Origin of the sequence: Flavobacterium fluvii, from assembly GCF_900129545.1 — a bacterium.
Lineage (GTDB): Bacteria > Bacteroidota > Bacteroidia > Flavobacteriales > Flavobacteriaceae > Flavobacterium > Flavobacterium fluvii.
Window position 1 is genome coordinate 62,896 of the sequence record NZ_FQWB01000001.1, and the last position, 14,752, is coordinate 77,647.

General features: G+C 36.9%; 13 protein-coding genes and 1 pseudogene. 8 read left to right on the forward strand and 6 right to left on the reverse strand.

All coding sequences use genetic code 11. The features are described 5' to 3' along the window. Window positions 1–13: 13 nt before the first annotated feature. From BUC16_RS00290 to BUC16_RS17680, 4 genes are all read right to left on the reverse strand, one after another. On the reverse strand, window positions 14–1,111 hold the full coding sequence (locus BUC16_RS00290; protein WP_073367067.1) for a homoserine dehydrogenase family protein: 1,098 nt from the start codon (window positions 1,109–1,111) through the stop codon (window positions 14–16). Between the two features lie 182 nt (window positions 1,112–1,293). Beyond that, on the reverse strand, window positions 1,294–1,440 hold the full coding sequence (locus BUC16_RS17675) for a hypothetical protein (RefSeq protein ID WP_170860841.1): 147 nt from the start codon (window positions 1,438–1,440) through the stop codon (window positions 1,294–1,296). A 2-nt stretch (window positions 1,441–1,442) separates the two neighbouring features. Next, window positions 1,443–2,735: an O-acetylhomoserine aminocarboxypropyltransferase/cysteine synthase family protein gene (locus BUC16_RS00295; RefSeq protein WP_073367068.1), complete on the reverse strand. Its 1,293-nt coding sequence runs from the start codon at window positions 2,733–2,735 to the stop codon at window positions 1,443–1,445. A gap of 37 nt (window positions 2,736–2,772) precedes the next feature. Then, a complete protein-coding gene (locus BUC16_RS17680; RefSeq protein WP_170860842.1) occupies window positions 2,773–2,937 on the reverse strand; it encodes a hypothetical protein in 165 nt (54 codons plus the stop codon). Between the two features lie 555 nt (window positions 2,938–3,492). Between BUC16_RS17680 and metK the strand changes: the two genes are divergently transcribed. The 4 genes and pseudogenes from metK to murI all read left to right on the forward strand — a co-directional run bounded on the left by metK (window position 3,493) and on the right by murI (window position 8,500). Then, window positions 3,493–4,743, forward strand: coding sequence for a methionine adenosyltransferase (gene metK, locus BUC16_RS00300; RefSeq protein WP_073367070.1), 1,251 nt, complete (start codon window positions 3,493–3,495; stop codon window positions 4,741–4,743). A 162-nt stretch (window positions 4,744–4,905) separates the two neighbouring features. After that, a complete protein-coding gene (locus BUC16_RS00305) occupies window positions 4,906–6,684 on the forward strand; it encodes a DUF4153 domain-containing protein (protein ID WP_073367071.1) in 1,779 nt (592 codons plus the stop codon). 162 nt (window positions 6,685–6,846) lie between these two features. After that, window positions 6,847–7,616: pseudogene (locus tag BUC16_RS17960) on the forward strand (IS982 family transposase). A gap of 107 nt (window positions 7,617–7,723) precedes the next feature. After that, entirely contained in the window at window positions 7,724–8,500 is a 777-nt protein-coding gene (gene murI, locus BUC16_RS00315; RefSeq protein ID WP_073367073.1) for a glutamate racemase, read from the forward strand. Window positions 8,501–8,507: 7 nt separating this feature from the next. On the opposite strand, the gene BUC16_RS00320 is transcribed toward murI, so the two are convergent. Beyond that, window positions 8,508–9,026 carry a gamma carbonic anhydrase family protein gene (locus tag BUC16_RS00320; protein ID WP_073367074.1) on the reverse strand — a complete coding sequence of 173 codons (519 nt, stop codon included), beginning with the start codon at window positions 9,024–9,026 and terminating at the stop codon, window positions 8,508–8,510. A gap of 23 nt (window positions 9,027–9,049) precedes the next feature. Then, window positions 9,050–10,048, reverse strand: a complete 999-nt coding sequence (locus tag BUC16_RS00325) for a PorP/SprF family type IX secretion system membrane protein (protein ID WP_073367076.1) — start codon at window positions 10,046–10,048, stop codon at window positions 9,050–9,052. Window positions 10,049–10,212: 164 nt separating this feature from the next. Here BUC16_RS00325 and BUC16_RS00330 point away from each other — a divergent pair, with 164 nt between their 5' ends. The 4 genes from BUC16_RS00330 to BUC16_RS00345 all read left to right on the forward strand — a co-directional run bounded on the left by BUC16_RS00330 (window position 10,213) and on the right by BUC16_RS00345 (window position 14,752). After that, complete coding sequence (locus tag BUC16_RS00330; protein WP_073367077.1) at window positions 10,213–11,112, forward strand: NifU family protein; 900 nt, start codon at window positions 10,213–10,215, stop codon at window positions 11,110–11,112. 86 nt (window positions 11,113–11,198) lie between these two features. Further along, window positions 11,199–13,214 carry a thioredoxin domain-containing protein gene (locus BUC16_RS00335; RefSeq protein ID WP_073367079.1) on the forward strand — a complete coding sequence of 672 codons (2,016 nt, stop codon included), beginning with the start codon at window positions 11,199–11,201 and terminating at the stop codon, window positions 13,212–13,214. A gap of 39 nt (window positions 13,215–13,253) precedes the next feature. After that, window positions 13,254–14,078, forward strand: a complete 825-nt coding sequence (locus BUC16_RS00340; protein ID WP_073367080.1) for a mechanosensitive ion channel family protein — start codon at window positions 13,254–13,256, stop codon at window positions 14,076–14,078. A 218-nt stretch (window positions 14,079–14,296) separates the two neighbouring features. Continuing rightward, window positions 14,297–14,752: a hypothetical protein gene (locus tag BUC16_RS00345; protein WP_141226046.1), complete on the forward strand. Its 456-nt coding sequence runs from the start codon at window positions 14,297–14,299 to the stop codon at window positions 14,750–14,752.

Genomic DNA, 14,752 nt, shown 5'->3' on the forward strand with positions numbered 1-14,752 from the left:
TATCATTATTCGTTTACACCAATACTTTTTCCCTGATTCTCAATTTCTCGGCAACTTTAAAAACATCCGTGAGAACGCCTCTGGCCAAAACTTCCTTTCCGGAGCCGGAACCCTGGATAACTATGGGGATTTTACCATAGGATTTGGTGTAAATTTCAAAGTTTTTTTCTGAGCCATCAAGGCGTGCAATGGGAAACGACTGTAATTCTGAAACCAATTGAACTTCCAGTTTGTTTTCTAAAACCGAAAATTCCCCAACATAACGCAATATATGGTTGTCCTCGTCGGCTATCTTGGAAATTCCATAGGATTCCAACATTTTTTTGTCGAATTCGTATTCTTGCTTTGGATTGAATTCCTTCAATTCAGAAGAGAAAAGCGGTAAAATATTGACATCCGAAAACTCCAAATTCGCGCCTATTTCCCTGGCCAAAATCAGTGTTTTTTTAGCCACGTCATTCTTGTATAAATTTTCTATCGAATCAGACTTTTTCGATCCTGTAATTCCCGCTTCAGACAAAACACTCAAAAAAAGGCTTTCTTCTGTTGAAAATCGTTTAAAAACATTCCCAAATGAATCTGAAAAAACGCCTCGAATTTTTGTGATTTGTTCGCCTGAAGAATACAAGTCCCTCAACGTTTGGACCACGGGAAATCCACTGCCAACGTTAGTTTCATACAAAAATGTCTTTCCATGTCTATCCAGGTTTCTTCGTACTTCTTTGTAAAATTCAATAGACGAAGTGTTGGCGTTTTTATTGGCTGCCACTATATTAAACCCGTTTTGAATAAGAGGAATGTAATTTTTTACCAATTCTTCGCTATCAGTAAGGTCAATGGCGACGAGATTCTCCAAATTATGGATTTTAACATAGTCTAGGATATCTTCCAATTTATATGGAATGGCGGCTAGAGCAAAATTAGATTCCCAGAATTTGTCAACTCCCTCTTTTTCGAAGTAAGCCAACCTGGAATTTGCTATTATTGGAAACTGTATATCTATATTTCTTTTTTCGAGAAAGGTTTTTTGGTTTTCGATCACTTGATTTAGAAATTCCTTTCCCACATTTCCTTTTCCAAAAAGGACTATATTTATTTTAAGCACTGACATAATTTATTATTTTGGGGTTATAAAAAATGGAATTCAAAAGTTTGAGAAAGATGTACCGGTTTTTAGAAAAACTGTCTTCAAGATGGGATTGAAGACAGCTTATCAACTAACTAAATAAACACAACTAAAAAAACTTTTATATATTTTTAAATATCAAGCGACGTCCGCTACTTGCAATACTTCTATAAATTCCATGAAATTGGGTTCAAACTGAAAAGGTTGTCATTTACCCAACATCGGTTTTCCATAATCTCAATCCATTTTTTAAATTCTTCATTGGATGCATCCAAAACTGGATTTACGCTATCCTTAAAATTCACTAAACCCATTTTTATGCAGCTTTAAGATTCTTGATATTTTCAAAAACTGCTTGTAAATCAGCTTTTAAATCTTCGATGTCTTCCAAACCAACCGAAAGTCGGATTAAATCTTTGGAAACTCCAGTTTCCAATTGCTCCTTGTCCGTCAATTGCTGATGTGTGGTACTTGCCGGATGGATGATCAGCGATTTGGTATCGCCAATATTGGCCAAAATCGAGAATATTTTGGTCTCGTCGGCTACTCTTTTGGCAGCTTCAAATCCCGCTTTTAGACCAAAAGTCACAACGCCACTTTGTCCATCAGGCAAATAGCTTTGGGCAAGATCATAGTATTTATTTGATTTCAATCCTGGATAATTGACCCAAGCAACTTCTTCCCTGTTTTCCAGCCACTGGGCCAATGCCAAGGCGTTTTCGCTGTGTCTTTTAATTCGAACGGGCAACGTTTCCAGACCTTGAATAATTTGAAACGAATTGAATGGACTTAAAGCCGCACCAAAATCACGCAATCCTTCGATGCGAACTTTGCCAATAAAAGCAGCATCTCCAAAGGCTTCATTATAAACCAATCCGTGGTAACTGTCTGATGGTTCCGTGAACTCAGGAAATTTCCCGTTTGTCCAATCAAAATTTCCGGCATCAACAATAACTCCACCAAGAGAAGTTCCGTTTCCTGCAATATATTTGGTCAAGGAATGTATCACGATATTGGCTCCGTAGTCGATTGGTCTCAATAAATAAGGAGAAGCGACCGTATTGTCAACGATGAAAGGCACTTTGAAAGAATTGGCCACGGACGAAATTCCTTTTAAATCCAATACGTCCAATTTTGGATTTCCCAAACTTTCTACAAAGAAAGCCCTGGTATTTTCTTTGGCCGCATTTTTAAAATTTGCAGGGTCAGTAGAATCAACAAATGTGGTGGTGATTCCCAATCTTGGCAAAGTTACTTTCAATAAATTGTAAGTTCCTCCGTAAAGACTGTTTGAAGCCACAATATGGTCGCCCGCTTTTAGCAAAACCAACAAAGTAGTGGCAATTGCCGCAGTTCCTGAAGCGGTAACCACCGCTCCAATTCCGCCTTCGAGAGTAGCAAGACGTTGTTCAAGAATATCATTTGTAGGATTGTTTAATCGAGTGTATATAAAACCGGCTTCCGCAAGACCAAAAAGATTGGCGGCATGTTTGGAATTATTGAAAACATAAGAACTGGTTTGGTAAATTGGAACTGCTCTTGTTCCCGCAGTTTTAGTTATGTCGTGTCCTGAGTGTAATGCGTTGGTTGCAAATTTCTGTGTGCTCATAATTTTTAATTTTTTAGATTTATTATAAACTCTGCTTTTATATAAAAAGAAATTCGTTTTCCTTGTTGTTATTGATTAGGAATAATAATGAATCGGAATTCTTTGAAAATTGTCTTTTTTTGGCTGCGGCAATCTTTATGTTTTTGGAATCGAATTTTGTCGTCGATTGGATTGCTTTCAAAAATCTATGTATCGTTTTCATAATGCTAAAATTTAATTATTGGTTTAAAAAAAGTCCTTTTGGACGGCTTACCAAAAGGACTTATAGTGAACTATAAAAAAGATTAAATCTTTCGCTTTTGGCAACAGCTGACCGGGATACACATAAGCATCTCACAACATGTCATTTTATTATTTGCTCTTGCTTCCATTATTTTTTGTTTTATAAAAATCAAGACGAAACCCAGCCTTTCTTTTTTTCAAATTCAAGTTTTTTGATTCTGTAAATCAATCACTACTAATTTGATAGGACAAATATATAAACTGATTTCTCACTGACCAAACAAAATTCAATTTATTTTTATAAATTCTATAGATTTAGTAGATATTACTAAATTACCGATGGTTGACTCATAAAAAAAAGCAAATAATGATTTGGAATTCAATTTGGTTTCATACATTTGCAGCCGAAATATTAGAGGAAAAATTTGAACTGATTGCAACCTCGTTAAAAAAATGCTAAAGCAGCGACTCTCCTTTAGTACTATTTTCCAGCAATCCTTCTTTTTTCTCGCTTAATTATAAAAAATATATTATTATGGCTTATTTATTTACGTCAGAATCAGTGAGTGAAGGACATCCAGACAAAGTGGCGGATCAAATTTCTGATGCATTAATCGATAACTTCTTGGCTTTTGACCCTGAGTCGAAAGTGGCTTGTGAAACTTTAGTTACAACTGGACAGGTTATTTTGGCTGGTGAAGTGAAATCTGAAACTTATTTAGACGTTCAAACCATTGCAAGAGATGTGATCAAAAAAATTGGTTATACCAAAAGTGAATATATGTTTGAAGCCAATTCTTGTGGTGTTCTTTCGGCTATTCACGAACAATCTGCCGACATTAACCAAGGTGTGGACAGAGCTAGCAAAGAAGAACAAGGAGCTGGTGACCAAGGAATGATGTTTGGTTATGCCACCAATGAAACTGAAAACTATATGCCATTGGCTTTGGATATTGCTCACGCTTTATTGATTGAATTGGCCAATATTAGAAGAGAAAACTCTGAAATCACTTATTTGCGTCCAGATGCCAAATCGCAAGTAACTTTAGAATATTCTGACGACAACAAACCACAACGAATTGATGCTATTGTAATTTCGACACAACACGATGATTTCGCTCCAGAAGCTGAAATGTTGGCAAAAATCAAAAGTGATTTAATCTCTATTTTGATTCCAAGAATTAAAGCAAAATATCCTCAATACGCCCATTTCTTCAATGACCAAATCCAATACCACATCAACCCAACCGGGAAATTTGTGATTGGTGGACCTCACGGAGATACTGGATTGACGGGAAGAAAAATCATTGTGGACACTTACGGTGGAAAAGGAGCTCACGGCGGTGGTGCTTTCTCAGGAAAAGATCCAAGTAAAGTAGACAGAAGTGCTGCTTATGCAACACGTCATATTGCCAAAAACCTAGTTGCCGCCGGAGTTGCCGACGAGATTTTGGTCCAGGTTTCTTATGCTATCGGTGTTGCAAAACCAATGGGAATATTTGTTGACACGTATGGAACTTCAAAAGTGAATTTGACCAATGGCGAAATCGCCAAAAAAGTGGAAGAAATTTTCGATATGCGTCCTTACTTTATCGAACAACGTTTGAAATTGAGAAATCCTATTTATAGTGAAACTGCCGCTTACGGACATATGGGACGCAATCCAGAAACCGTTACCAAAACTTTCAAAGCTCCAGGTGGAATTGAAAAAACGGTAACCGTGGAATTGTTTACTTGGGAAAAACTAGATTTTGTTGATCAAGTGAAAGCTGCTTTTGGATTGTAAAAACACAACCGCACTCGAGCGATAGCGAACAGACAAAGTAAAGCACACAAAGTTATATGCGAAGTTCGCAAAGCAAAACCCTGACTAAACAATTAGTCAGGGTTTTTTATTTGGTTATATGTCAAGTTTTTATTTACTTAGTGGGAAATAATCTAGAAAACCATGTCTAAATTTCCTTCTTTGCAGAACGTCATAAATGCTACCCAAAAAACCATTTTGAGATTTCCATTAGAGACAATAACGGCAATTTGTGGAACTATTTGCGCCATTTTACTTGTTGAAGATGAAAACAGGGAATCTAAAGAATTATTGATGAAAACCATAATGAGCTCTTTGTTGTGCTTGGTTTTGTTTCTTTCGATTAGTTTGTTCTTTGAGGCTTCCAAAAAAAACACCATTATTCGTTTTCTAACCAGTTTGGCTCTTGGAAGTATTGCCATTGCTTTTGTTTTTAGTTTTAAAAAGGATATTACTGAAGTCGAAATGCAACAATTTTTGACATTTGCCATTTCGCTGCATTTACTGGTATCGTTTGCCGGTTTTATACCCAAAAAGTACAATCAGGATGAGTTTTGGGAATTCAACAAGCAGCTTTTCCTTCGGATTTTAACGGCCGGTTTATACAGTGCTGTACTTTATTTAGGTTTAACATTAGCCATAACGGCAATCAAGGAACTGTTTAGCGTTGAAATTGACGGTAAATTTTACGGTTATTTGTTTTTCACCATTGCCGGAATTTTCAACACCATTTTCTTTTTAAACGGTGTTCCAGAAATCGGCAACAAGGAATTTTCCTTAAAATTAAGCTATCCAAATGGGCTAAAAAACTTCACCCAATACGTCCTATTGCCGCTGATCAGTCTTTATTTGGTTATTCTAATTTGTTATGAAACAAAAATCCTGATCACTCTTTCGTTGCCCGTTGGCTGGGTTTCTTATCTTGTCTTGGCATTTGCCGTTTTTGGCATTCTTTCTTTTTTGTTGGTGCTCCCAATAGCCACGCAAACAGGGAATCTTTGGATGCGAACCTTTAACCGTTGGTTTTATTATTTATTGGTACCGTTGCTTGGGCTTTTGTTTTGGGCTATTTTATACCGAATCCATCTTTATGGTTTTACCCACGAACGCTATTACGTTTTACTGTTGTCCATCTGGCTGACCATCGTGGTGGTGTACTTCATAATTCAAAAACAACCCAAAATAAAATTCATTCCCATCAGTATGTGCATAGCAGGATTACTGTCGATTGTTGGGCCACAAAGCGCGGACAGCATTTCAAAAAACAGCCAACTTGCACGATTTGAATCCTATATGCAAAAGACCGAAAAAGTAAAACTTTCTTTCGAACAAGAACAAGATTTGAGTAGTATAGTAGACTTCTTGGAAAAGAATTATACCGCCAAGATTCTAGTTCCTTACACAAAAGACAAACTAACCTCATTACTTAAAAAGGACAAAAATCCAGATTCATCACAAATTATGAAGGCATTGGGATTTCAATATCGAGACAGCTACAGAAAAAGGGAAAGAGAAGAAAATGACAATGAATTTTATTATAATTTATATAAAAATGAGCAACAAAGCATAGAAAACATTCACGGATACGATATGTCTTTTTCAATTGGAAACAATAATGATTTGGAGTGCAAAGAATGTATAAATATTAACAACACGAACTATTCTGTCCTTTCTTCCAAAAAAGATTATGGATTGGACTTGCAAATCAATCAGGACACGATTCCATTAAAAATCGTTGATTTCGTAAATGCAAATCCGGCTTTCGACCAAAGTGACAATTCAGGAGGAAAAATTATACAAAAAATTGAATCTCCCAAGTATTCCATTTTGATTACCTATATTACCGTAAGTGGCGAAATAAAAGGCAGGAAAAAAACTTTGGATCGATACCAAATCAAAGTGTTGGTAGACATTAAAACGTAAAACCCCTTGTTTATCTAATTAATTCAAATTGCTAGTTAAATAACATAAAAAAACAAAGCAGAGGTTTAGTAAATTTGTTTTGCAAACCAATAAACAGAACCAATGCTTTGTAAAGACAAAATTATATCAATTTTTTGTTTAACAGATGATATTTTGCAATGAATTAATCCCATAGAAGATCTAAGAAGACAAGTTAGTGATAGCGAAATTATCTTGACATCAATAGTTCCTTCAACAAGTTTTTATGGCAATCATTCGTCAGCCATAAAGTTTATGAAGCAATATGGATTTATACCCAAAATGCTGGATAAAAGCAGATTCAACAGACGATTAGATAAAATAGGCAACCTTTTACATGAGTTATTTGAGATTGTAAGTTCTTACTATAAAGATTTTTGCTGTGAAATGCAGTATAAAATAGATTTTTTTCCAGTTGCTGTATGCAATAATATGCGCATTGCAAACTGCAAGATTCTTAAAGATAAAAAATGGAGAGGTTACACTGCTAGTATGCGAAATATTTTTATGGAGTTAAAATACAATTGCTCACCACAAAAGACGGTATCTCAATAGCTTTTCATTTTACGCCAGGTAAAACTGGGGATGCGAAAGCATTAGGGAAAATGATTGACAAATTACCCGCTGAATCCTCATTATATGGCGATAGCACTTATACGGATTACGGGTTAGAAGATATTGCTCTAGAGAGAAAATGTATCTTATTAAAAATTCAACGTAAGTCAAACGTTAAAAGAGTTGATACATTGGAACAAAAATATGAAAAGCCAAAAATGAGAAAAAGAGTAGAAACAGCAATAAGTGACATCAAGAAAATGTTTCCAAGAACAATACACGCAGCTACACTGGAAGGCCTTCTGATAAAACTAACTTTATTTGTGTTTGGACTGCAATTAAACAAATCGATTAACTAGCAACTTGAATTAATTAAAAACCGCTCATCCAAAAAAATTGGAATTGAGCGGTTTTTTTTATACACTGAATTTTAGGATATTTAAAACGGAGCACTTAACTTTGTTTTATGGAGAACGACAAACCTATTGGAATTTTTGACTCAGGAATTGGTGGAACCTCCATTTGGACGGCCATACATCAACTGCTTCCCAACGAGAAAACCATCTATTTAGCCGATAGCAAAAATGCTCCTTACGGCCAGAAATCAAAAGCCGAAATTGTGGCCTTGAGCATAAAGAACACGGAATTCCTGCTCAAAATGGATTGCAAACTAATCGTGGTAGCCTGCAATACCGCCACAACAAATGCCATCCAGGAATTGAGGACAAAATACAGCATTCCGTTTATTGGCATAGAACCGGCAATAAAACCGGCAGCCACTAATTCGAAAACACAAACAATTGGAATTCTGGCCACCCAAGGCACTTTAAACAGCGAGCTTTTCAACAAAACTGCCGAGATGTACCAAGGCACAAAAATAATCGAACAGGTAGGCCACGGATTGGTTCAACTCATTGAAAGCGGTAATATTGATTCGCCCGAAATGACCCAGTTACTCCACTCTTATCTCGATCCAATGATTGAAGCCAATATTGATTATCTGGTATTGGGTTGCAGTCATTATCCGTATTTGATTCCACAAATTAAAAAAATACTTCCTGCCGACATTCAAATTATCGATTCTGGGGAAGCTGTGGCCAAACAAACTCAAAACATCCTCAAAGAAAAGGTGGGATTGGCATCAATGAAAAACGGAGAACCCTTATTTTACACCAATTCCAATCCAAAAGTGCTTTCGGAAATTCTGGGAAATAAATATGAAATAATAGAAAAAAAATTTTAGAGAATAGTTATTCTTCTTTTTTGTACCAGCCGGAATACATTACGTAATTGTTTGCAATGCGCTCAATTTCCCCTGCAAAATCAGATTGGTCAATAGCTTTAACCTTCTTTGCGGGAACTCCTGCATAAATACTACCAGCCTCAACAACCGTGTTTTGGGTAATTACGGCTCCTGCCGCAATGATGGAATTACTTTCGACAATACAATTATCCATGACAATGGCACCCATTCCTATTAACACGTTATCGTGAATCACGCAACCATGCACCATGGCGTTGTGACCAATGGAAACATTGTTGCCAATAATTGTGGGATGTTTTTGATACGTGCAATGAATAATGGCACCATCTTGAATATTTACTTTATTGCCAATGGTTATAAAATTGACATCACCTCTAATCACTGCATTAAACCAGACACTGCAAGAATGCCCAAAACTGACTTCGCCAACAATGGTAGCATTTTCAGCCACATAGCAATCCTCGGGTATGGATGGCGTTTTTCCGTTTAAAGATTTTATCGGCATTTTAGAAATTATTTAATGTACTTCTAATTAATGGCAGGACAATTACATTCATATTTCTCTCTCTTACAAAACAAATCGATTCCCAAAGTAATTTGATGAAAACCGGCAGTGTCAAAATTCACGTCACCCGAAAGATAAGAATAAGTATAAGCAAACATAAACTGCTTATAGTTTACACCAATAATCGGCGTTATGTATTGCAATTTTTGAGAAGAAACCCCGCTTCCGCTAAGATATTCGGCACCATCAAAACTCCTGCGATAAGACAAAGCTCCCCAAAGTCTTCCAAAATCAAAACTCTTGTAGGCTTTCATATTGACGTCTATAGATTTTTCCTTGGTTTGATCCACCAATTGGAATAAAAGGGAAGGTTCCCATAATATTCTGTCTTTGTCTCCAAAAACATAACCGGCACTCAACAAGTATTTTCTCAAATTGTCGCTTTCATATTCCGTGTAAATATCTCTTCTGGTTTCAATGGCGTTCTTCACTGTTCCGTGAACATAAAAATCCAAATAATTATAGGAAGCACCAATATCTAAATTAAAATAGGCATCTTTTTGAACAATGGTTCCGTTAATAATTGGATCCCAATCTCCTGATTGCAAAAACTCGGTTTCATCCAACTGGCTTTGAAAAAAATCGGCACTAACACCAAAAGACAATTGATTCAAATCGATATCATCCCTTGAAAACATGATATGGTGTGCATAAGTCAACTTCATTCCTTTTTGGGAATGGTATCCATTTTTATCACTAAAAAGAATAACACCAACACCAGATCTTTCTCCTACTCTACCGTTATAACTCAAAGTTTGAAGTGATGGAGCATCTGTCTGGTCAAACCATTGTTTTCGGGCAGTAAGCCTAATTTTGTCACAGTTTGCAGCTCCAGCCATTGAAGGGTGGATTAAATAATAATTATCCGATAAATAATCCGAATAAACCGCAATTCCTTCTTGAGAAAAAGAATAGAGGCTAACAAAAAAAAGAGCTATGAAAAACTGGATTTTATGATACATTCAAAAGGTGTTATGTTATGAAACTTTGGCCTCCATTAAACGACGTAAAAAGGGAATAACTATCCAATTAAAACGCCATTAAAGTTAATTTATTCATTAAAAAATCAAATATAAGTTATTAGTAGAAAATAACTTCGTTAAATTTGTAAAAAATTAAAGAAACCATGTCAAAAATAACAATAAAAGAAACACAAAATCCAAGTATATTAAAATTTGAATTCGAGGATTTCATTACCCAGAACGAAAGTTTTGAGTTCAAAAACATTGACGAAACCAAGAATTCTCCGTTGGCACAACAATTATTTTACTTGCCTTTTGTAAAAACAGTCTATATTTCGGGAAATTTCATCGCGATTGAAAGATTCAGCATCGTGGATTGGGATGACGTGAAAGATGCAGTGGCAGAACAAATCGAATTATTTGTAGCCAATGGCGGAATAATTATTGTTCCATCAGAAAACAAAACACAAAAACAACCAATAACGGTTTATGGAGAAACAACTCCAAACCCGGCAGCCTTGAAATTTGTCGTAAACAGAATGTTGACTAAAAACACGGTTGAATTCAAAAACATTGACGAAGCGGCAGCATCACCATTGGCACAAGAATTATTCAAATTCCCGTATGTAAAGGAAATTTTTATCGACGAGAATTATATTTCGGTAACCAAATATGCCGTCAGCGAATGGCAGGACATTACCCTGGAATTGAGAACCTTCATCAAGCAATTCATCGAAAACGGAGGAACGGTACTTGACGAAAGTCTAATCGTGGCCCATACCGAAATAGAAAACAGCAAAACCGAAAACTTCGACAAGCTGGACGTAACTTCACAGCAAATCATCAACATACTGGAAGAATATGTAAAACCTGCGGTGCAAGCCGATGGTGGAAATATTGCATTTGAATCTTATGACGAAGAAACCAAAACTGCAAAAGTTATTCTTCAAGGTGCATGCAGCGGTTGTCCTTCTTCTACTTTTACCTTGAAAAGCGGCATCGAAAACATGTTGAAAAGCATGCTTAACGACGAAAGCATAAAGGTAGAAGCCGTAAACGCTTAAATTATGATTCGCCTGTCTGCCAGCAGACAGGCGTTCATTAATCAGTTCCTGCAAACTGTATACCGATCACGGAACACTCAAACAGCATGAACCAACTTTCACAAGAAACCAGCCCTTATTTATTGCAGCACGCCAACAATCCAGTACATTGGAAAGCTTGGAATGAAGATTCATTGGCCGAAGCCAAAGAAAAAAACAAGCTCATTATTATAAGTATTGGATATTCGGCTTGCCATTGGTGTCATGTCATGGAACACGAAAGTTTCGAAGACCAGCAAGTCGCCGATGTCATGAATGCCCATTTTGTCAACATCAAAGTCGATCGTGAAGAACGACCAGACGTGGATGCGGTTTACATGAAAGCCATCCAAATCATGATTGGTCGTGGTGGTTGGCCGCTAAATGTGGTCACGCTTCCCGACGGAAGACCTATTTGGGGCGGCACCTATTTCAGGAAGCAGGAATGGATGCAAACGCTTGGTCAACTGCAGCAAATCTACCAATCCGCTCCCGAAAAAATGATGGAATATGCCGAAAAATTACATCAAGGCATTCAATCCATTGGAATTGTTCCAAACGAAAACAAGGAAACGCCTATTGATCAAGAGCAGATTACTTCTTTGGTCGAAAAGTGGGAAGCACATTTCGATTGGGATTTTGGAGGAATGGCGAGTGCTCCCAAATTCATGATGCCCAACAACTATCACTTTTTACTGCGTTTTGCTTACCAAAAAAAAGACAATCAACTACTTGAATTCGTAAATATCACCTTGACCAGAATGGCTTTTGGAGGCGTTTTCGACACCGTTGACGGCGGTTTCTCCCGTTATTCGGTGGACAACAAATGGCACGTTCCCCATTTCGAAAAAATGCTGTACGACAACGGACAATTGGTTTCATTATACAGCGACGCCTACAAATTGACAGGAAATCCTTTGTACAAAGAAATCATCGAAAAAACACTTTCTTTCGTCGAAAGAGAATTACTGAATCCGGAAGGCGGTTTTTATTGCGCCCTCGATGCCGATAGTTTAAATGCGGAAAATCATCTGGAGGAAGGCGCTTTTTATGTTTGGAAAATCCCCCAATTAAAAATGATCATCGGAGACGATTTCGAGTTGTTCAGCCAAGTATTCAACATCAACACTTTTGGATTGTGGGAAGACGGAAATTATGTCTTGATTCAAAACCAAAGTCTGGATGAAATCGCGAAACAGAATACCATTGCAGTTTCCACACTCGAAAAGAAGAAGAAAACCTGGGAACAAAAATTATATATAGAAAGAGAAAAACGTTCCAAACCAAGACTGGACGACAAATGCCTGACTTCCTGGAACGCCATAATGCTCAAAGGATTTGTTGACGCTTACAAGGCTTTGGAAGAACCCAAATATTTGGAATTGGCTTTGCAAAATGCGCATTTCATCATCAAAAATCTGTGGTCAATCGATGGCAATTTGTTTCATAATTACAAAAACAAGAAAAGCACCATCAACGGCTATTTGGAAGATTATGGCTGGGTAATTGCAGGCTTTATCAATTTGTACGAAGTGACTTTTGAAGAAAAATGGCTTCTTGACGCCAAACAATTGACTGATTATAGTTTGGAGCATTTTTATGACGAGAAATTAGGCTTTTTTGCCTTTACTTCCAATCTGGATAAGGCCTTGATAACGTCACACCACGAAACCGAAGACAACGTTATTCCGGCCTCCAATTCGGTGATGGGAAAAAACTTGTTCCAATTGGGTCTCTATTTTGAAAATTCGCATTACGAAAAAGTGGCAGAACGAATGCTGCAAAACATTCTCCCCAGGATTAGTCATCCTTCGGTTTATTCGAATTGGCTGGATTTGGCATTGAATTATTCGGAAAAGAACAAGGAGTTGGCAGTTTGTGGGGAAAAGGCATTGGAATATTGCAGCAAAATAAATAGTCTGTATCTTCCAAATGTAATTTTGGCCGGCACGCAAAAAGTTTCTGGTCTTCCATTCTTGAAAGACCGATTTGTTGCTGGACAAACTCTGTTTTATGTTTGCCAAAACAAGACTTGCCAAACTCCAAGCAATGATTTTCAAAAAATAGTTTCCGATTTAATTTAAAATAATACTTAATTTTACGCCCAAATTTTAATTACCAAAATGAAACTCAACACAGAAAACGTTACCAATTACGCCGAAACTTTCATCAAAGTTTTAATCGATTATTCTCCAAAACTAATTTCCGCCTTCCTGATCCTGTTTGTGGGACTTTATGCGATTCGCATCATCAACAGGCTCATCCGAAAATTAATGGTTAAAAGGGAATTAGACCCTACTTTGGCCAACTTTCTCTCCGACTTTTTGCTTTGGGCTTTGAGAGTTTTGCTTTTCGTGACTTTCATCTCGAAATTAGGAATCGAAACCTCATCATTTGTCGCCATTCTGGGTGCTATGGGACTTGCCGTGGGTTTGTCGCTTCAAGGTTCATTGTCGAATTTTGCAGGCGGAATGTTGATAATACTTTTCAAACCATTCAAGGTGGGTGACACCATCGAAGCTATGGGAGTTTCAGGAACGGTAAGCGAAATCCAAATTTTCGTGACCAAATTAATCAACGGCAACAACCAAACCATTTTTGTTCCAAACGGTTCTTTGTCGAACGGAACGATTATCAATTATTCCTTGCAGGGAATCCGAAGAGCCGATTTGACGCTTTCCATTTCTTACGACACCGACATTAAAAAAGCCAAAGACTTGATTACCGAAGTTTTGAACAACAATCCAAAAGTATTGAAAACCCCGGCAGTCGAAGTTTCCGTAAAACTCTTGACCGACAACTCCATTCAACTGGCCGTTAGACCTTGGGCAAACAATGCCGATTTTGGATCCGTTTCTTCCGATACGTTGGAAAGCTGCAAACAGGCATTTGACACCGCCGGAATCTTTATTCAGCCTTTTCTGAAAGAAGTTTCAAAGAACAATTAGACAATTGTTTTTTCGAAAACCGTCATCTTAAAATCTTTCAAATAATAGGGTTCCAAATCAATCGCGAACCCTATTATTGCCTTCCATTACCAAAATCCAAAGTTTTTTCTATAAATTGCCACTGGTTTTCTAATCGGTTGGCATCGCTTTTTATTGTTTGGTCACTTCAAAAAGACATTTTTCAATCGGCTACTTTACATTTTTAAACAGGCTCTAACATGATTAAACGATTTCTTATATGTGTATTTCTGATGTTGTCGTGTCTAAGCCTGGCACAGTCAAAAGAAGTGCTCGAAAAACACCTTGCAAATACTTTAAGCTATCAGCACATAAAATACAATACAGGAGGAAAGAAATCCCAAATAAGCATTTATCAAATTGAGTTTGCCAATTGTACAATGAGCTATCCAATTTATATAAAAAAGGGAGACAAGACGGAACGGTTTACAGTTAGAATTCTTCTTTCGGGAACAAATGATATAGTGATGACTAAAACAAAAGAAGGTTATTATGCCATTACTTTCACGACAAATAGAAAAAGCATCATCAAAGAATATCCTGACGGAGCGTTAATTCATGAAAAAAAACAGATTATTCCTTTGAAAAAGCATGACGCTAAAGCTTTGGAGTATTTTAAAAAATTGAAAGAGATTTGCGCAAAAAAATCAACATAA